Origin of the sequence: Geodermatophilus amargosae, assembly GCF_900116515.1 — a bacterium.
In the GTDB taxonomy this organism is placed as follows: Bacteria; Actinomycetota; Actinomycetes; order Mycobacteriales; family Geodermatophilaceae; genus Geodermatophilus; species Geodermatophilus amargosae.
On record NZ_FPBA01000006.1, the window covers coordinates 110,700 to 128,549 of the forward strand.

The window sequence follows — 17,850 nt, forward strand, 5'->3', positions numbered from 1 at the left end:
GGACGCGCGCCCGGCCCTCCGTGCGCGTCAGCGGCCGGTCCGCCGCGTGGTGAGGACGACGAGTGCGACGAGGACGACGGCGGCGGCGGCCTCCACCCAGAACGACTCCCACCACAGGGTCGCCGCGGTGGTCTCGACGAAGCCGAACAGCCCCACCGTCGTCGACACGACCAACGCGGCCAGCGACCCGGCGGCGAACAGGGCACCCAGCGTCGCCGCCCACGGCACCAGGCGCGGTGGCGCGCCCAGGAGGAGCAGTGCGCCACCGACCCCGAGCACGGCCTGCACCAGGAAGGCCGGGCCGATCACGTCGATGCCGCTGTAGCCCTGCTGCCACAGGTAGCCGTGGATGACGGCGATGGCCGCCAGCAGCGCCGCGCCGGCCAGTCGCAGCAACGCGATCGCGACACCGGTCCGCGGGGTGCGCGTCGCGGTGCGCCCGCTCATGCGCCGACCACCACGGTCGTCGCCATGCCCATCGCCCGGTGGTTGGCGATGGAGCAGTAGAAGACGTACTCGCCCTCCTCGAGGGTGACCGTGAGCGTGGCCGACGCGCCCGGCGCGATGGTCTCGGTCGCGGCGACGTCGGCGCCGTCCCGCTCGACCACCAGGTCGTGGGTGGCGTTCCCCTCGTTGACCACCTCGAGGGTGTAGCTGCCTGGGGAGAAGGAGTCCTCGGAGAGCTCGATGTACATCTCGCCCTCGGTCGCGGTGACCGTCCGGGCCTCGGCCGGTGGGGGAGCCCCGGCAGAGGCGGTGCTCTCCGGTGCGGCGCTGCTCGGTGCGGCGCTGCTCTGTGCCGGGCTGCTCGGTGCGGCGCTCCCGGACGTGCTGCTCCCGGGCGACGTGCTCTCCGAGTGCTCCCCCTCGGCATGGGCGCTGGCCGAGGCGGCCGGGGCGGTGGCGCCCCCGCCGTCGTCCGAGCACGCACCCAGCAGGGCGATGGACAGGATGAGGACGAGTGCCGCAGGGCGGCGGGTGGGGTGGTGCACGCGAGCCTCCTCCGAGCCGACGGTGGTCCCGCCCCGGCAGCGGCGCACCGTTGGCCCGCGATACTGACGGTCCGCAGCGGTTCTCCGGAACCCCTTCCGTCTCGGATCAGGACACGGACGGAACGGCACCCACGCGCCGGCACCAGGTCACCACGGTGGCCAGCACCTCGGCGTCCACCGGCCGGCGCAGCTCGCCGCGGTAGGCGCGCAGCGACGCCGGCCCCGGCTGGCGGCGCAGCGTGTGCGTGAGGTCGGGGACGCACAGTGTCTCGACCGGGCCGGGGACCGTCGCGGCGATCACGGCCAGGTCCCCCGGGTCGACCTGCAGGTCCTTCTCGCCGGTGACCGCCAGCACGGGCACCGCCAGGCGAGCGAGGTCCTCACGCGGGTCGTGGGCCAGGAACTCCCGGTGCCAGCGCGCGTTGAGCCGCGCCCCGCCGACGCGGGCGACGTCGGTGGTGGTCGCGCGGACCCGCTCGTGGTTGGCGGCCACCTTCGACTCCAGGTCGGTGCGCAGCAGCCGCAGCAGGCCGCGCACCGGGGCGGGCAGCGTCGGGCCGATCCGCCGGGCCTGCCAGCGCAGCAGCTCGTCGCCCGGTGTCGCCGACCCGGCCAGCAGCACCACCCCGGCCGCGGGGACGCCGCGCGCAGCGGCCATCGCGGCGAGCAGCGCGCCCTCGCTGTGGCCGGCCAGCACGATCCGGCCGGCGTCCACCTCCGGCCGGGCGGCGAGGGCGTCCCGCGCGCGGACCAGGTCGTCGGCGTTGTCGTCCAGGCCGGCCCGCCGCCAGTCACCGGGGGTGCCGCCGACGCCGCGCTTGTCGTAGCGCAGGGAGGCGAGCCCTCCCTGGGCCAGGGCGTGCGCCAGCTCCCGCGTGACGCCGAAGCGCATCCTCCGGTGGTCGGAGTCGCGGTCCAGCGGCCCGGAGCCCGGCGCCAGCAGCACCGCGGGAACGGGGCCGGGTGCGTCCGGGAGGGTCAGCGTGCCGGCCAGCGGGGGATCGCCGGGCACGGTCACCGGCACCTCGCGCGCGCTCACCGCCTGGCTCCCGAGACCGCCGCCACGACGGCCGGTGCGTCGTCCACGGTGACGAGGACGGTGTCGTAGCGCTGCCCGGTGAGCTCGAGGCGGACGGCCGGGCCGCGACGCACGCTGAGGAGGGTCTTCGTCCCCCGCCGGCGCCACGTGCCGATCCGGCGGGCGGGCAGGCCGAGTCCCGGCGCCCGGAGCCCGCGGACCGCGGCCAGGCCCTCGGGGACCACCTCGGCCGAGCGCACCGCGGCCAGCGGGACCTCGAGGTCGCGCAGCAGGCCGAGCACCTTCTCGGCCCGGGTGAGGGAGATGCGGAGGGTGCGGGGTGTCGTCTCGATCGTCGCCATGGCATTATCGTTCTCATCAGTGAGACCGTTGTCAATACTGAGAGAGGTTGATGGCGTGGCGTCTGCTGACCTGCTCCTGCACCCGGTGCGCCTGCGCGTCGTGCAGGCGCTGCTGGGGGAACGGACCCTGACCACCGGGGACCTGCACGCCGAGTTGCCCGACGTCCCGGTCGCCACGCTGTACCGCCACGTCGGGGTGCTCGCCGAGGCCGGGTTGCTGGAGGTGGTGGGGGAGCGCCGGGTCCGCGGGAGCACCGAGCGCACCTACCGGCTCGTGACCGAGGCCGCCTCCGTCGGGCCCGAGGAGGCGGCGGGGATGACGCCGGAGCAGCACCGGCGCGCGTTCGGCACCTTCGTGGCCGCCCTGCTGGCCGACTTCGACCGCTGGGTCGACGCCGGTGCCGCCGCCCCGGGCGGACTGGACGCCGCCCGGGACGGGATGGGTTACCGGATGACCGGTCTGTGGCTGGACGACGACGAGTTCGCCGCCCTGGTCGCGGACCTGCGGCAGGTGGTGGGCGACCGCCTGACGAACGGGCCGGACGGGGAGCGTCGCCGTTGCCTGCTCGGGACGGTCTTCCTGCCGGGGTGACCCAGGGTCGGGCACTCCGCACTGGTTCTCGGCCCCCTCCCGGGTCCCGTCCCGAGCGGGCGAGGGATGGGGAGGAGGGGCCGTTCAGGCGGCGGCGCGGACGGCGGCGCGGGTGGTCCGCCGCTCGGCCCTGGCCTCGGCCCGCGACACCCGCTTGTTGGCCTTGGCCAGGGTCTTCGCGGCCTTCTCGACCCGCTTGGTGCCGCGGTCGACGGTGCCGCGGGTGAGCAGGCCGACGCCGATGCCGAGCAGCCACACGTCCTTGGCGATCGACAGGCCCTGCTCGGTGGGGGCCAGGCTGCCCTCCTTGCGCATGCCGGGCGTGCGCAGGTAGAGACCGAGCAGGCCACCGGCGAAGCCGGTGAGCACGGCGCCGGCCAGCGCGGTGGGCACGAACGGCGTCAGCAGCGCGGCGCCGACGGCGATCTCCGCCGTCGACAGCGCCTGCACGAACTGCTTCGGCTCGACGTCCTTGAGGAACGGGTAGGTGCCGCTGGCGAAACCGTGCAGGCCCGCCGCGGTCTGGTCGTCGGCAGCACGCTTGCCCAGCCCGCTGTTGAGGATGAACGCGCCGGCCGAGATCCGCGGACCGATCTCGGACAGGGTGATGGGCAGGGCCATCGGGCACCTCGCAGGGTCGTGGGGGACGGTCGGGAGGACTCTTCCCGACCGCCCCCGCGACGACACCACCCGGGGTCAGCGGCCTCCGCGCCGGGTGCGCCCGCTGAACGACGACGCCGAGTGCGTCCCGGCCCGCGCGGCCAGCTCGGCGCGGGTGCGCGCCGGGCCCGCGGGGCGGCCGGAACCGGCGGTGCGCGCCGCGCTGCGGCCGGCGGACGGCGCGGACGCCGTCGTCGCGGTCGCCGAGCCGCCGGTGCCGCCGCGACGGCGCCGTCCGCCGCCCTGGCCCTGCGGCTGGGGAGCGGGCGCCGGGGCCGGCTCGACGTACGGGGCGGCCGGGCCGGTCAGCGCGGTGATCTGCTCCGCGCCGGGGCGGATGGAGCTGACGACCGGCGTGATCCCGGCCTGGCGGGTCAGCGTGCGCACCTCGCCGTTCTGGTCCGGGGTGGACAGCGTGACCACCGTGCCGCCGGCACCGGCGCGCGCGGTGCGGCCGGAGCGGTGCAGGTAGGCCTTGTGCTCCGTCGGCGGGTCGACGTGCACGACCAGCGCGACGTCGTCGACGTGGATGCCGCGGGCGGCGATGTCGGTCGCGCACAGCACGCGGGTCTCACCGTTGCTGAACGCCTCGAGGTTCCGCTCGCGGGCGTTCTGGCTGAGGTTGCCGTGCAGGTCGACCGCCGGGACGCCCGAGGCGGTGAGCTGCTTGGCCAGCTTCTTGGCCTGGTGCTTGGTCCGGGTGAACAGCACGCTGCGGCCCAGGCCGGAGGCGAGCTGGCGCACGACCTCGGGCTTGTCGGCGGCGCTGACCTGGAACACGTGGTGGGTCATGGTGGACACCGGGGCGACGGCCGGGTCGACCGAGTGCGTGACCGGCGCGGACAGGTAGCGCTTCACCAGCACGTCGACGCCGTTGTCCAGCGTGGCCGAGAACAGCATCCGCTGCCCGACCTTCGGCGTCCGGTCCAGCAGCCGCTTGACGCCGGGCAGGAAGCCCAGGTCGGCCATGTGGTCGGCCTCGTCGAGGATGGTGACCTCGATCGCGGAGAGGTCGGCGTGGCCCTGGCCGATCAGGTCCTCGAGCCGGCCGGGGCAGGCGATGAGCACGTCGACGCCGGAGGCCAGCGCCTGGACCTGCGGGTTCTGGCCCACGCCCCCGAAGACGACCGTCGTCCGCATGCCGAGCGCGCGGGCCAGCGGCTCGACGACGGCGGCGACCTGGTTGGCCAGCTCGCGGGTCGGCACGAGCACCAGCGAGCGCGGCCTGCGGGCCTGGCGGCGGGTGGTGGAGGCGGCCAGCCGGGAGACCAGCGGGAGGGCGAAGGCGATGGTCTTGCCCGAGCCGGTGCGGCCGCGGCCGAGCACGTCGCGGCCGGCCAGCGAGTCGGGCAGCGTCGCGACCTGGATGGGGAACGGCGCGGTGATGCCGCTGGCGGTGAGCACCTCGACCAGCGGCGCGGGGACGCCGAGCTCGGCGAAGGTGGTGTCGGTGGGCAGGACGGTGGGGACGTCGCCGGCGGGGATCTCGACCGCCGGGGCGGGAGTCGTCGTCGCGGTGGTCGTCGCGGTGGTCGTCGTGGTGGTCGCCGTCGTGGCGGGTGCCGCGACGGCGGTGCCCGTCCCGCGGCCCCGGCCACGGCCGCCGCGGCGGCGCGGCCGGGAGGTGCCGGCGGGGGAGGGGGTGTTCGGGGAGGTCATCGGTTCCTCGGGCGTTTCGGGTCGCCGTCGTCGGTCACCGTGCGCAGGCGCTGGCCCCGGGAGCGGGGCGGAGCGCGCCGGCGGCGACGTCGGACAGCCGGGCGCGCCTCCGTGGCGCTGCACCAGCCCGACGTCGAGTCCTGCAGCTCCGGATGAGCGAGGGCAACGCCGGTACGTCCCACTCAACCAGACGCGGGCGCCGATCCTGCCGCCCGAGGGAGGAGTCGCGCGTCACACCCACCCGTTCGAGGGGTCTCTGTAGCGCTGTCGGCTCCCTCAGGCGGTGCGGCCGGCGCCGCGGTAGGTGCGCCGGTAGGCGCCGGGCGCCACCCCGATCGAGGCGCGCAGGTGCTGGCGCAGCGACGCCGGGGTGCCGAAGCCGGCGTCGGCGGCGACCCGGTCGATCGAGGCGTCGGTGGACTCCAGCAGCCGGCGGGCCAGCGCGATCCGCTGCGACGCCAGCCAGCGCAGCGGCGACAGGCCCGTCTCCTCCCGGAAGCGGCGGGTGAACGTGCGCACGCTCATCCGCGCGTGCGCGGCGAGGCCGGCCAGCGTGAGCGGCTCGGCCAGGTGCTCCAGCGCCCAGGCGCGGGTGGCCGCCGTCCCGGTGTCCCCGGCGTCGGGCAGCGGCCGCTCGACGAACTGCGACTGCCCGCCCTCCCGCCACGGCGCGACGACGTTGCGCCGCGCCACCCGGTTGGCCACCTCGCTGCCGTGGTCGCGCCGCACCAGGTGCAGCAGCAGGTCGATGCCCGCGGCGTTGCCGGCGCTGGTGAGCACGTCGCCGTCGTCGACGAAGAGCACGTCGGGGTCCAGCCGCACCGTCGGGAAGAGCTTCCGGAAGGCGGCGGCGTGCATCCAGTGCGTCGTCGCGGGCCGGCCGTCGAGCAGGCCGGCGGCGGCGAGGACGAAGGCGCCGGTGCAGATCGACAGCATCCGGGCGTGCCCGGCGGCGTCGCGGAGCGCGGCGGACAGCTCCCCGGCGACCCGGCCGTCGGCCATCGCCGGGCCGCCCTGCACCCCGGGGACGACGACGGTCGCCGCGGTCCGCAGCAGCGTGGCGTCGTGCTCGGGCGTGATCGAGTAGCCGGCCGAGGTGCGCACCGGGCGCCCGTCGAGGGTGGCGACGCGGACGCGGTAGAGCGGGCGCTCGTCGGCGTCGACCGCGCCGCCGAGCAGCCGGTGCGGCAGGCCGAGCTCGAAGGCGATGGTGCCGGGGAGGGCGAGGACGGCGACCTCGTGGCGGTGGCCGCCGTTCACGACCGGACCCGGGCCTGACGTCATGGCCGGATCCTTGCACGTGTTGGCCGTCGGGCCACTGTCGCCCCCCGGTCGGCGTCGGCCATGCTCTGCAGCCGTGACCACGCGGACCGCCCGGATCCACCCTGCCTGGTGGGTGGCCGCCGTGACCTTCCTGGCGCTCGTCGGCGCCGCCGCCTTCCGCGCGGTGCCCGGCGTGCTCATCGACCCGCTGCGCGCGGAGTACGGCTGGTCGGTGTCGACGATCTCGGCGGCTGTCGCGGTCAACATGGCGCTCTACGGGCTGACCGCGCCGTTCGCCGCCGCGCTGATGGAGCGCTTCGGCATCCGGCGGGTCGTCGTCGGTGCGCTGCTGCTGACCGCGGTCGGCAGCGGCCTGACCGTCTTCATGACGGCGAGCTGGCAGCTGGTGCTGCTGTGGGGCTTCGCGGTCGGGCTCGGCACCGGGTCGATGGCGCTGTCGCTGGTGGCCACGGTGACCGGCCGCTGGTTCGTCGCGCGGCGCGGGCTGGTCAGCGGCATCCTCACCGCCGGCGGCGCCACCGGGCAGCTGGTGTTCCTGCCGGTCGTCGCCGCGGTGGCGCAGACCAGCGGCGGGTGGCGGGCGGCGTCGCTCGGGACGACCGCCGCGGCCCTCGCCGTCGTCCCGCTGGTGGCGTGGCTGCTGCGCGACCGCCCGCGCGACGTCGGCGCCGTCCCCTACGGCGGGACCGCCGCCGACGACGTCGACCCCGTGCGCACCGGTGCGGCCCGCACCGCGCTGCGCGGGCTGGCGGAGGCGGCGCGGTCGCGGCCGTTCTGGCTGCTGGCCGCGGGCTTCCTCATCTGCGGCGCGTCGACCAACGGCCTGGTGCAGCCGCACTTCATCCCGGCGGCGCACGACCACGGCATGCCGGTGACGACGGCGGCCTCGCTGCTCGCCGTCGTGGGGATCTTCGACATCGCCGGCACCGTCTTCTCCGGCTGGCTCACCGACCGCGTGGACCCGCGGGTGCTGCTGCTGGCTTACTACGCACTGCGCGGGTTCTCGCTGTTCCTGCTGCCGCCCCTGTTCGGGCCGGACCTGCACGTCAGCATGATCGCGTTCATCGTCTTCTACGGCCTGGACTGGGTGGCCACGGTGCCGCCGACGCTGGCGCTGTGCCGCGAGCACTTCGGCGCGCGGGCACCCGTCGTCTTCGGGTGGGTGTTCGCCTCCCACCAGATCGGCTCGGCGCTGGCGGCCTTCGGCGGCGGCGTCATCCGCGACGTCACCGGCTCCTACGACCTGGCGTGGTTCGGCGCCGGCGCGCTCTGCCTGGTGGCTGCAGCGCTGTCCATGTCGATCCGCCGTCGTCCCGTCCCGCCGGAGACGCCACCCGCCGTCCCCACCGAGCCGACCACCGCGTCGGCCGCCACCACCCACGGCTGACGGCGCCGATCCTGCCTAGTCCAGGCGCTCGAGGGTGAGACGCACGGTCTGCAGGCGGATCTCGCCGTCGCGGATGACGAAGGTGTCGACGCCGTCGAGCACGCGGGCCTTCTCGGCCACCGCGGTCCACTCGATGAACAGCACGTCGTCCTCGAAGACCCGCGTGGGGATGTCCCACACGGCGTCGGGGAGCTCGCCGAGCAGGGTCGTGAACAGGCCCCGGACGCCGTCGCGGCCGCGCACCACCTGTTCCGGGGTGATCAGCACGGCGTCCTCGGCGTAGTCGGCAGCGATCGCGTCGACATCGCCGGCGCCGATCGCGGCCACGTGGTGCTCGAAGACCTCCTGGGGCGTGCGCGCCATGGCTCCTCCTCGTCGCGGGTCCGGGCAGGGGCCCGAGGATGCTCCGGACGACGGGCGCGGACAGCCCCTGGCGCGCGCCACTGCGGGCGTTCCCCGCGCCGTGCCGGTCCTGCAGGACCCGCAGTGCGCGAGGAACACCCGCAACGGTGTCAGGCGGTGGCGACCAGGGCGGGGTCGACGGTGCGGCCGGCCAGGAGGTCCGCGGCGCGCTCGGCGATCATGATCGTCGGCGCGTTGGTGTTGCCGCGCACGAGCGTCGGCATCACCGAGGCGTCCACCACCCGCAGGCCCTCGACGCCGTGCACCCGCAGCTGCGGGTCGACCACCGAGTCGCCGTCGGTGCCCATCCGGCACGACGACACCGGGTGGTACAGCGACTCGAGCGTGTCCCGCACCGACTGCCGCAGTCCGTCCCGCGTCCGCTCGGGACCGCCCGGCGACCACTCCTCGGCCAGCACCGACGCCAGCGGCCCCACCGAGGCGATCTCGCGGGCCTTCTCCACCCCGGTCACCAGCGCGTCGAGGTCCCGCTCGTCGGTGAGGTACCCGGCGTCGATGGCCGGCGCCCACGTCGGGTCGGCCGAGCGCAGCCGCACCGAGCCGCGGGAGTGCACGTGCACCAGGACGGCGGCCGTGGTGAACGCGTCGACGTCGGGGTCCACCTCTGCCTGACGCCAGAACTTGACCGGCAGGAAGTGGTACTGCAGGTCGGGCTGGTCGAGGTCCGCGCGCGAGCGGGTGAACAGGCCCGCCTCGGCCAGGTTCGACGACAGCGGCCCGCGCCGGGCGCCGAACCACCGCGCGTACCCCGACGGCGACTCCGCCCGGAGCAGCGACCTCCCCGACCGGACGTTCCAGATGACCGGCACCAGCGGGTGGTCCTGCAGCCCGCCGCCGACCCCGGGCAGGTCGTGGACGACGTCGACGCCGACCTCGCGCAGGTGGGCGCCGGGCCCGATGCCCGACAGCATGAGCAGCTGCGGGGAGTTCACCGCACCGCCGCTGAGCACGACCTCGCCGGCCGCGTGCGCGGTGTGCGTCTGCCCACCGCGCCGGTACTCGACGCCGGTGGCCCGCCCGCCCGAGAGCAGCACCCGGGTGGTGAGCGCGCCGGTGAGCACGGTGAGGTTGGGGCGGTCCAGCGCCGGGCGCAGGTAGGCGTCGGCGGCCGACCAGCGGCGGCCGCGCCGCTGCGTCACCTGGTACTGGCCCACACCCTCCTGGCCGGCGCCGTTGAAGTCGTCGTTGCCGGGGTGGCCGGCCTCCAGCGCCGACCCGACCACCGCGCGGGTCCACGCGTGCGGCGAGCGGAGGTCCTCGACCCGCAGCGGCCCGCCGACGCCGTGGAAGCGGTCGGCGCCGCGCGCGTTGTCCTCCATCCGGCGGAACAGCGGCAGCACCGACTCGTAGGACCACGACGGGTCGCCGGTCAGCGACGCCCACTCGTCGTAGTCCGCGGCCGCACCTCGGATGTAGATCATCGCGTTGATCGACGACGACCCGCCGAGCAGCTTGCCGCGCGGCCAGAACAGCCCGCGCCCGCCGAGGCCCGGCTGCGGCTCGGTCGTGTAGTTCCAGTCCCGGCGGGTGCGCCAGACCTTGTACATCGCCGCGGGGATCTGGACCTCGAGGACGTCGTCGGAGCCGCCGGCCTCCAGGAGCAGCACCCGCACCGACGGGTCCTCGGTCAGCCGGGCGGCCAGCGCGCAGCCGGCCGACCCCGCCCCGACGACGACGACGTCGTGGTCCGTCCCGGGTGCCGGGTCCTGCACGCCGCTCACCGGTGTCGCCCGTGCACCACGCCCATCACCCGCGCCACCGCGTCGGCCGCGGCCGGCGGGCGGGTGAACGACATCAGGTTCACCGGCAGCGCGTACCGCTGGCGGGTGATCGCCTTGGCGCGGGTGAACTCCTTGAGCCCGTCCTCGCCGTGGATCCGGCCGAAGCCGCTCTCGCCCACGCCGCCGAAGGGCAGCGCCGGGATCGAGGCGAACGTCAGCACCGAGTTCACGCTGGTCATGCCGCTGCGCATCCGGCGGGCGAGGTCCATCGCGCGCGTCCTGGACCGGGAGAACACCGCGCCGGCCAGCCCGTAGGACGACGCGTTGGTCCGCTCCAGCGCCTCCTCGGCGTCGGCGACCCGGGTGATGGTGATCGTCGGCCCGAAGGTCTCCTCCCGCACGGCGGACGACGACTCGGGGACGTCGAGCAGCACGGTCGGGGAGACGAACGCGCCCTCGAGGGTGCCGCCGAGGACCGCGCGGCCGCCGGAGGACGTCGCGTCGTCGAGGTGCCGCTTCACGACCTCGGCCTGCGAGGCCATCGTCATCGGGCCGTAGGCGGCCTCGTCGTCGGACCCGGGGCGCAGCCCGCGCACCCGCTCGGTGACCTCGGCGACGAACCGGTCGTAGACCGGGGCCGTGGCGTACACGCGCTCGATGCCGATGCAGGTCTGCCCGGCGTTGCTCATCGATCCCCAGACGGCGGCGTCGGCCGCGGCGGCCACGTCGGCGTCGTCGTCGACGATCATCGCGTCCTTGCCGCCGAGCTCCATGAGCACGGGGGTGAGCGTCTCGGCGCAGGCGGCCATGACCCTGCGGCCGGTGGGCGCCGAGCCGGTGAAGGCGAGCTTGCCCACGCCGGCGCGGCACAGCGCGGCGCCGGTCTCGCCGGACCCGGTGACCACCTGGAAGGCGTCGGCGACGTCGGGGACGGCGGCCCGCCACGCGGCGGCCAGCCACGCGCCGACGGCCGGGGTGTACTCCGAGGGCTTGAAGACGACGGCGTTGCCCGCGGCCAGCGCGTAGGCGATGGAGCCCATGGGCGTGAACACCGGGTAGTTCCACGGGCCGATCACGCCGACGACGCCCAGGGGCTGGTACTCGAGGTACGCGGCGTGGTTGGCCGCGAGCACCCCGGCGCGCACGCGGCGCGGGCCGAGCGTCTTCCGGGCGTGCGCCCCGGCCCAGGAGAGGTGGTCGATCGCCAGGGTGATCTCGAGGATCGCGTCGGCGTGCGGCTTGCCGTTCTCCCGGTGCACCAGGTCGGCGAGCTCGTGCATGCGGCGGGCCAGGTAGCCGCGGTAGGCGGCCAGCCGCTGCCGGCGGCCGTCGTACCCCAGCTCGGCCCAGCGCTGCGCGGCCGGGCGGGCCCGCTCGACGGTCTCCCGCACCGCGGCCGCGTCGTGCACGGGGAAGACGCCGACGACGGCACCGGTGGCCGGGTTCGTCGACTCGAAGGTCTCGGTGGTGGCGTGCCGGTCGACCGTGCCGGCGGCGGCTGCGGTGACCGTGTCCATCTGCTCGGCGAGCGACATGTGGCGCAGGTTACCCCGCAAGTTACCGGCGCGTAGCTCCGGTCGGGGACCCCTTCGGGGGACCCGCGCGCTGCCATGCTGACGCCCGTGGCCGACCCCTTCGACACCGCGGGCCTGCGCCGCCGCGTGCTCGCCGCCTGGACCGACTCCCCGGCGCGTTTCCGCGAGGACGCCAACGCCGAGGAGGACCTGGTCCGCGGCGGTTACCGGGACCGGCTGCTGGTCGAGCTCGCGCAGAACGCCGCCGACGCGGCATCCCGCGCCGGCGTCCCCGGGCGGCTGAGGCTGGAGCTGGTCGACGTCGGCAGCGGGGCCGAGGTCCTGCACGCCGCCAACACCGGGGCGCCGCTGGACGCCGCCGGGGTGACCGGGCTGGCCACGCTGCGCGCCTCGGCCAAGCGGGACGAGGTGCAGTCGGTCGGCCGGTTCGGGGTCGGCTTCGCCGCCGTCCTGGCCGTCAGTGACGAACCCGCCGTCCACTCCACCGCCGGCGGTGTGCGGTTCAGCGCGGCGCACACCCGCGCCGAGGTGGCCGACGTCCCGGCGCTCGCCGCCGAGCTCGCCCGCCGCGACGGCGCCGTCCCGGTGCTGCGGCTGCCGTGGCCGGCCGACGGGCCCCCGCCCGCGGGCTACGCCACCGAGGTGGTCCTGCCGCTGCGCGCCGGCTCGCGGGCCGCCGTCCGCGCCGCGCTCGAGCAGCTGGAGGCGGAGCTGCTGCTGGCGCTGCCGGGGCTGGCCGAGGTCGAGGTCGTCGTGGACGGGACCGCGCGCCTGCTCACCTGCGCGTCCGAGCCGCCGCTGGCCCGCGTCCGCGACGGCGAGCGCACCACCACCTGGCGGCTGGCCACCCGCAGCGGCGAGCTGCCGGCCGGGCTGCTCGCCGACCGCCCGGTCGAGGAGCGTGCCCGCCGCGGCTGGACGGTCACCTGGGCCGTCCCGATCGACGACGACGCCCGGCCGGTGCCGCCGGCCGGGCGGCAGGTGCTGCACGCGCCCACGCCGAGCGACGAGCCGCTGTCCCTGCCGGTGCGCCTGATCGCGCCCTTCCCGCTCGGCCCCGACCGCCGGCACGTGGCCCCCGGCCCGGTCACCGACGCGCTGGTCGCCGTCGCCGCGGACACCTACGCCGACCTGGTCCGAGAGCTCGCCGGCGACCCCGCGGTGCTCGCGCTGGTCCCGCGCATCGGCCTGGCAGCCGCCGAGCTCGACGCGGCGCTCGGCTCGGCGGTCCTCGACCGGCTGCGCGCCGCGGCCTGGCTGCCGGCCGCCGACCCGGAGGAGGACGGCACCCGGCAGCCGCCCACCCGAGCGGCGGTCCTCGACGACGACCGCGAGGAGCCGGTCGCCGTCCTCGCCGGGGTCCTGCCGGGTCTGCTGCCGGCCGGCTGGTCGCGGCGCGACGGCGCTCCGGCGCTGGCGGCCCTGGGCGTGCGGCGGCTCGGCCCGGCCCAGGTGGTCGAGGCCGTCTCGGGGATCAGCCGGCCGCCGCAGTGGTGGGCGCGGCTGTACGCCGCGCTCGACGGCGCCGACCGCGAGGAGCTCGGCGCGCTCCCCGTGCCGCTGGCCGACGGGCGCACCGCCTCCGGCCCGGCCGGCGTGCTGCTGCCCGCCGACGACCTCCCCGTGGCGCGCCTCGGCCCGCTGCACCTGCGGGTCGCCGAGCCCGCCGCGGTGGCGCCCCCGGCCGCGCGGCGGCTGCTCGAGCGGCTGGGTGCGCGCCCGGCGACCGCCGCCGTCGTGCTCGCCGACCCCGCCGTGCAGGCCGCGGTGGAGGAGTCGGTGGACGCGGTCGAGGAGGGGTGGGACGACGGCGACCCGGCCGCGCTGGCCGAGGCCGTGCTCGCGCTGGTCGCCGCCGCCGGCACGGTGCCCGGCGAGCTGCCGTGGCTCGCCGAGCTCGCGCTGCCCGACGCCGACGGCGCCTGGGCGCCCGCGGGGGAGCTGCTGCTGCCGGGTGCGCCGCTGGCCGCGGTGATCGAGGACGGCGCGCTCGGGACGCTCGACCCGGACTTCGCCGCGGAGCACGACCCGGCGGCCCTGCGCGCGGCCGGGGTGCTGGCCGACTTCGCGCTGGTGCGCGCCGAGGACCCCGACGACCTCGACGTCGACGCGGCGGGGGAGTGGGCCGACGCCGTCGCCGACCGGCTGCCGCCCGGCGCCCCGCCGCCGTCGTGGCCGCCGGTGACGGCCGTCCGGGACCTGGAACTGGTCGCCGACTGGGGCCGCGCGCTGCCGCTGCTGGCCGCGCTGCCCGAGGAGGCGTGGGCCGACGTCGTCCTCGACGGCGTGCCGGTGCCCGGCTACCTGCGCTGGTGGCTGAGCACGCACCCGGTGCTCGACGGCCGGCGGCCCGACCGGCTGTGCGCGCCGGGCAGCCGCGAGCTGCAGGGGCTGTACGAGCCCGCCACCGGTCCGGAGGGAGTGCTCGAGCGGCTGCGCCTGCCGGCCACCGTCGACGACGTCCTCGCCGACGTCGACACTGCGATCGACCTGCTCGGGCGGCTGGGCGACCCCGCCCGCACGGTGCCCGCGCCGGTGCTGCGCAGCGTGTACGCCCGCCTCGCGCTGGCACTGGACGGCGTCGACGTCGAGCCGCCCCCTCGGGTGCGGGTGGCGCCGGACCGGGTCGCCGACCCCGCCCGTGAGGCCGTCGTCGTGCTCGACGCCCCGTGGCTGCAGCCACTGGCCGACGCGCTGCTCGTGCCCGCCGGCGGCGCACCGGGGCCCGTGGCCGACCTGCTCGACCTGCCGCTGGCCAGCGAGCGGGTGCCGGCGGTGGTCACCAGCACGCCGGTGCGCCGGCAGCCGTGGGCCGCGGTGCCCGGCGCCGACCTCGCCGCGGCCCGCCTCGGGGTGCCGGAGCTGACCGGGGAGGTCGCCGTCCACGAGCCGCTGCTGGCCGGGGAGGTCGCCGTCCACGAGCCGCTGCTGGCCGGCGGCCGGGCGGTGCCGTGGTGGCCCGGCGAGGCGGTCGACTGCGTGGACGGGAGCCCGGCCGCGCTCGGCCGGGCGCTGGCCTGGCGGGCCGGCGCCTGGTCGCTGCGTCAGGCGCTGGCCGAGGCGTTCGCCGAGCCCGCCCGGTCCGCCGACCTCGCCGCGGAGGACGCGGTCGAGTAAGGACCCCCCTGCCCCCCAACGCTCGCGAGCTCGCGTCGGGCCCCTGCAGGGGGGGCCTCGGTCCACTGGGCGGCCGTCAGTGCCAGCGGGGGGCGGCCAGGGCACCGGGCGCGTGCCCGTGCGCCGAGGTGCGGCCGCCGGTCTTCCGGCCCCGCTGCAGGGGCCCGCCGCGAGCGTGCGAGCGGTGCGGGGCAGAGGGGTCCTTCGACCACTGCTCCGCCGACAGCGCGCCGGCTCGGGCGGTCGGCGCCGGCCCGGCGGTCCGCAGCCAGCGGATCCCGGTGACGCCGGGGAGCTGGGCACGCAGGACCGGGCCGAGCGCCGCCCCGGGTGCGGCGAGCACGGCGGAGGCGAGCCGGTCGAAGGCGGCGGCGTCCGGGGCGGGCAGGGCGTCGCGCGCGGCGGCGGCCGCGGCGGTCAGGGGACGGACGGGACGTGACACGGGGGCCTCCGGGGGGAGGTCGGACCGGCCGCGGGCGGCCGGCAGCCAGGGAGGGACGCGCCCGGGTGGGCGGACGGGAGCGGGGAGCGGCAGCTCGACCCGCGGGCGTCCCGTTCGGGGACGCGGACGTCGCAGCGAGGCGGTCGGCTCAGGAGCGCATGCGGCGACGGTAGGGCGCCCCGGCGCCCCCCGTCGAACGGTTCACCGCCGGCTCTGCGGGTCGTCGGCGGCCTGGGGAGCGCGGCGCGCCCGGTGGGCCTCCCAGCGCTCCCGGTCGCGGGCGCGGGCGTCGGCGTTGCGCTCCCAGCGGGCCTTGCGCCGGCGGGCGCGGAGCACCTCGCGCTCCTCGAAGGTGGAGTGCGCGTCCCAGTCCTGGGCCATCAGGAGGACCAGCAGCAGGACGGCGCCGAAGATGACCAGCCCCGCGCTGACGAGGACGTCGGGGATGACGAGGAACGCCACGACCGAGACCGCCGCCCAGACGAGGAACGCCAGCACCAGTCGCCTGTTCACACCGGCCAGTATCCCAGCCCGCGCGGCCGGGGCGGCGAGGGAGGAGGAGCCCCGGAGGAGGGGTGCGCTCCCTCGGGGAGCCGTCGGGTGACCGCCCGCGCCACGGGCCGGCCGACGGTGGTGTGCCTGGTCACGGCGCCGGTCGCGTCGAGGCGACACGCCGGGCACGGGGCGGTGGACCCCCGCGGAGGACCTTGCGTCCCCATCACCCCGGGCCTACCGTCCCGGTTGCGGTTCAACATCAAGCCGTGCATCGCCCATGCCGGACTCCGCGCCGTGGTGTGGCTCTCCAGCCGCTGTCCTCCGCACGGGTTCGCCCTCCACCGAGGAGCGCACCGTGACCACTCTCTCCCAGGGCACACCCACCACCCCGGGCCCCCTCGACGACCTGCTCACCGTCGACACGGTCATCCTCGACGACGTCGTCCGCCTCGTGCTCGCCGGTGAGGTCGACTGCGCCACCGCGCCCGTGCTGCGCCGCGCGCTCGACACCGCCTTCGCCTCCGGTCCGCGGCTGGTGACCGTGGACCTCGTGGCCGTGACCTTCCTCGATTCCGCCGGCCTGTCCGCGCTGGCCGTCGCACACCGCACCGCCGCCGCCCAGGACACCCGCCTCCGGGTCCTCGTCAGCACCCGCGCCGTCAGCCGGGCGCTGCAGGTCACCGGGCTGTGGGACCTCCTCGGCGTCGAGCAGGTCGAGCGCGGCGTCGGCGCGGCCTGAGCAACCGGTCGTCGCGGCGAGCCCCGTCCACGCCGCGACACCGCACGGCCGTACCCGCCCGGCCCACCTGAGGCGCCTGTGAGCACCGGCTGCGCCCGGGGCCGTCATCGCCGGTCCGCAGGCGGGGGAGGACACTGCCTGGCGAGCCGCCCGGACGCGGGCGGGACCACGAACCGAGGAGGACGCCGTGCGTGACGCGGTCATCTGTGAGCCGCTGCGGACCCCGGTCGGGGGCTTCGGGGGATCCCTGCGGGACGTCCCCGTGCAGGACCTGGCCTCGACCGTCGTCAAGGCGCTCCTGGAGCGCACCGGCCTGCCGCCGGAGTCGGTCGACGACGTCGTCCTCGGCCACTGCTACCCCACGATGGAGGCGCCGGCGATCGGCCGCGTCGCCGCACTGGACGCCGGCCTGCCGGTGACCGCCGCGGGCATCCAGGTCGACCGCCGCTGCGGCTCGGGCCTGCAGGCGGTGCTCTACGCGGCGATGCAGGTGCAGACCGGCTCGGCCGAGGTCGTGCTGGCCGGTGGTGCGGAGTCCATGAGCAACGCGCCGTTCTACTCGAACGCCATGCGCTGGGGCGTCAAGGCCGGCCCCGGCGTCCTGCTGCAGGACGGCCTGGCCCGCGGCCGCGTCACCGCCGGCGGGGTGAACCACCCGGTGCCCGGCGGCATGCTCGAGACCGCCGAGAACCTGCGCCGGGAGTACGGGATCGGCCGCGAGGAGCAGGACGAGTACTCCGTGCGCAGCCACCAGCGGGCCGCCGCCGCCACCGAGGCGGGCCGGTTCGCCGACGAGATCGTCCCGGTGACGATCAAGGGCCGGAAGGGCGACACCGTCGTCGAGCGCGACGAGCACATCCGCCCCGACTCGAACGTCGAGACGCTGGCCAAGCTGCGCCCGATCATGGGCAAGGACGACCCCGACGCCACCGTCACCGCCGGCAACGCCAGCGGCCAGAACGACGGCGCCGCGATCTGCGTCGTCACCTCGCCGGAGAAGGCGGCCGAGCTCGGGCTGCGCCCGCTGGCCCGGATCGTGTCGTGGGCCGTGGCCGGCGTCCCGCCGAAGACCATGGGCATCGGCCCGGTCCCGGCGACGGCGAAGGCGCTCGACCTCGCCGGCCTGAAGCTGTCCGACATCGACCTCGTCGAGCTCAACGAGGCCTTCGCCAGCCAGGTCCTCGCGGTGACCCGCGAGTGGGGCTTCACCGAGGCCGACTTCGACCGGATGAACGTCAACGGCTCGGGCATCTCGCTGGGCCACCCGGTCGGCGCCACCGGTGGGCGCATCCTCGCCACGCTGACCCGCGAGATGGACCGCCGCGGGGCCCGCTACGGCCTGGAGACGATGTGCATCGGCGGCGGCCAGGGCCTCGCCGCCGTCCTCGAGCGCGTGTGAGGACCCCCCTGCCTCCCGCCACTCG

The 17,850-nt window shown here is 76.7% G+C and carries 17 protein-coding genes; 5 read left to right on the forward strand and 12 right to left on the reverse strand.

Annotated features, from left to right (window positions below):
• Nucleotides 1-27 precede the first annotated feature (27 nt).
• The 4 genes from BM414_RS10900 to BM414_RS10915 form a co-directional block, all read right to left on the reverse strand.
• Nucleotides 28-447 carry a hypothetical protein gene (locus BM414_RS10900; protein WP_093579461.1) on the reverse strand — a complete coding sequence of 140 codons (420 nt, stop codon included), beginning with the start codon at nt 445-447 and terminating at the stop codon, nt 28-30.
• A complete protein-coding gene (locus BM414_RS10905; RefSeq protein ID WP_093579462.1) occupies nt 444-992 on the reverse strand; it encodes a cupredoxin domain-containing protein in 549 nt (182 codons plus the stop codon). The genes BM414_RS10900 and BM414_RS10905 overlap by 4 nt, the downstream gene beginning before the upstream one ends.
• 106 nt (nt 993-1,098) lie before the next feature.
• Nucleotides 1,099-2,031 carry an alpha/beta hydrolase family protein gene (locus BM414_RS10910; RefSeq protein WP_093579463.1) on the reverse strand — a complete coding sequence of 311 codons (933 nt, stop codon included), beginning with the start codon at nt 2,029-2,031 and terminating at the stop codon, nt 1,099-1,101.
• A complete protein-coding gene (locus tag BM414_RS10915; RefSeq protein ID WP_093579464.1) occupies nt 2,028-2,372 on the reverse strand; it encodes a hypothetical protein in 345 nt (114 codons plus the stop codon). The genes BM414_RS10910 and BM414_RS10915 overlap by 4 nt, the downstream gene beginning before the upstream one ends.
• A 55-nt stretch (nt 2,373-2,427) precedes the next feature.
• Between BM414_RS10915 and BM414_RS10920 the strand changes: the two genes are divergently transcribed.
• Nucleotides 2,428-2,964: a helix-turn-helix domain-containing protein gene (locus BM414_RS10920; protein WP_217644666.1), complete on the forward strand. Its 537-nt coding sequence runs from the start codon at nt 2,428-2,430 to the stop codon at nt 2,962-2,964.
• 84 nt (nt 2,965-3,048) lie between these two features.
• On the opposite strand, the gene BM414_RS10925 is transcribed toward BM414_RS10920, so the two are convergent.
• The 3 genes from BM414_RS10925 to BM414_RS10935 form a co-directional block, all read right to left on the reverse strand.
• Nucleotides 3,049-3,585 (reverse strand): hypothetical protein, encoded by a 537-nt coding sequence (locus BM414_RS10925; protein ID WP_093579466.1) that lies wholly within the window; start codon nt 3,583-3,585, stop codon nt 3,049-3,051.
• 75 nt (nt 3,586-3,660) lie between these two features.
• Complete coding sequence (locus BM414_RS10930; protein WP_245784637.1) at nt 3,661-5,283, reverse strand: DEAD/DEAH box helicase; 1,623 nt, start codon at nt 5,281-5,283, stop codon at nt 3,661-3,663.
• A 276-nt stretch (nt 5,284-5,559) separates the two neighbouring features.
• Nucleotides 5,560-6,567 carry a GlxA family transcriptional regulator gene (locus tag BM414_RS10935; protein WP_093579467.1) on the reverse strand — a complete coding sequence of 336 codons (1,008 nt, stop codon included), beginning with the start codon at nt 6,565-6,567 and terminating at the stop codon, nt 5,560-5,562.
• A gap of 73 nt (nt 6,568-6,640) precedes the next feature.
• Between BM414_RS10935 and BM414_RS10940 the strand changes: the two genes are divergently transcribed.
• Nucleotides 6,641-7,954, forward strand: coding sequence for an MFS transporter (locus BM414_RS10940; protein ID WP_245784638.1), 1,314 nt, complete (start codon nt 6,641-6,643; stop codon nt 7,952-7,954).
• A 15-nt stretch (nt 7,955-7,969) separates the two neighbouring features.
• Here the strand turns inward: BM414_RS10940 and BM414_RS10945 are convergent, their stop codons facing one another.
• From BM414_RS10945 to BM414_RS10955, 3 genes are all read right to left on the reverse strand, one after another.
• Nucleotides 7,970-8,317, reverse strand: coding sequence for a nuclear transport factor 2 family protein (locus BM414_RS10945; protein ID WP_093579469.1), 348 nt, complete (start codon nt 8,315-8,317; stop codon nt 7,970-7,972).
• Nucleotides 8,318-8,466: 149 nt separating this feature from the next.
• Nucleotides 8,467-10,098 carry a GMC family oxidoreductase gene (locus BM414_RS10950; RefSeq protein ID WP_245784639.1) on the reverse strand — a complete coding sequence of 544 codons (1,632 nt, stop codon included), beginning with the start codon at nt 10,096-10,098 and terminating at the stop codon, nt 8,467-8,469.
• Nucleotides 10,095-11,633: an aldehyde dehydrogenase family protein gene (locus tag BM414_RS10955; protein WP_093579470.1), complete on the reverse strand. Its 1,539-nt coding sequence runs from the start codon at nt 11,631-11,633 to the stop codon at nt 10,095-10,097. Before BM414_RS10955 ends, BM414_RS10950 begins: the two co-directional genes overlap by 4 nt.
• Before the next feature lie 87 nt (nt 11,634-11,720).
• On the opposite strand from BM414_RS10955, the gene BM414_RS10960 reads away from it, so the two are divergent.
• Nucleotides 11,721-14,750, forward strand: coding sequence for a sacsin N-terminal ATP-binding-like domain-containing protein (locus BM414_RS10960; protein WP_245784640.1), 3,030 nt, complete (start codon nt 11,721-11,723; stop codon nt 14,748-14,750).
• Nucleotides 14,751-14,826: 76 nt separating this feature from the next.
• Here the strand turns inward: BM414_RS10960 and BM414_RS29310 are convergent, their stop codons facing one another.
• Both BM414_RS29310 and BM414_RS10970 read right to left on the reverse strand, forming a co-directional pair.
• Nucleotides 14,827-15,192 (reverse strand): hypothetical protein, encoded by a 366-nt coding sequence (locus BM414_RS29310; protein WP_093579472.1) that lies wholly within the window; start codon nt 15,190-15,192, stop codon nt 14,827-14,829.
• 201 nt (nt 15,193-15,393) lie between these two features.
• A complete protein-coding gene (locus tag BM414_RS10970) occupies nt 15,394-15,705 on the reverse strand; it encodes a hypothetical protein (RefSeq protein WP_139245792.1) in 312 nt (103 codons plus the stop codon).
• 337 nt (nt 15,706-16,042) lie between these two features.
• Here BM414_RS10970 and BM414_RS10975 point away from each other — a divergent pair, with 337 nt between their 5' ends.
• Both BM414_RS10975 and BM414_RS10980 read left to right on the forward strand, forming a co-directional pair.
• Nucleotides 16,043-16,426, forward strand: coding sequence for an STAS domain-containing protein (locus BM414_RS10975; RefSeq protein ID WP_175551545.1), 384 nt, complete (start codon nt 16,043-16,045; stop codon nt 16,424-16,426).
• A gap of 187 nt (nt 16,427-16,613) precedes the next feature.
• Nucleotides 16,614-17,825: an acetyl-CoA C-acetyltransferase gene (locus tag BM414_RS10980; protein ID WP_093579475.1), complete on the forward strand. Its 1,212-nt coding sequence runs from the start codon at nt 16,614-16,616 to the stop codon at nt 17,823-17,825.
• The last annotated feature ends 25 nt before the right edge of the window (nt 17,826-17,850 follow it).

Coding starts and splice junctions, on each gene's coding strand:
- BM414_RS10930 (WP_245784637.1), bottom strand. CDS start 5,283: ATGACCTCCCCGAACACCCCCTCCCCCGCCGGCACCTCCCGGCCGCGC.
- BM414_RS10925 (WP_093579466.1), bottom strand. CDS start 3,585: ATGGCCCTGCCCATCACCCTGTCCGAGATCGGTCCGCGGATCTCGGCC.
- BM414_RS10945 (WP_093579469.1), bottom strand. CDS start 8,317: ATGGCGCGCACGCCCCAGGAGGTCTTCGAGCACCACGTGGCCGCGATC.
- BM414_RS10915 (WP_093579464.1), bottom strand. CDS start 2,372: ATGGCGACGATCGAGACGACACCCCGCACCCTCCGCATCTCCCTCACC.
- BM414_RS10935 (WP_093579467.1), bottom strand. CDS start 6,567: ATGACGTCAGGCCCGGGTCCGGTCGTGAACGGCGGCCACCGCCACGAG.
- BM414_RS10900 (WP_093579461.1), bottom strand. CDS start 447: ATGAGCGGGCGCACCGCGACGCGCACCCCGCGGACCGGTGTCGCGATC.
- BM414_RS10955 (WP_093579470.1), bottom strand. CDS start 11,633: ATGTCGCTCGCCGAGCAGATGGACACGGTCACCGCAGCCGCCGCCGGC.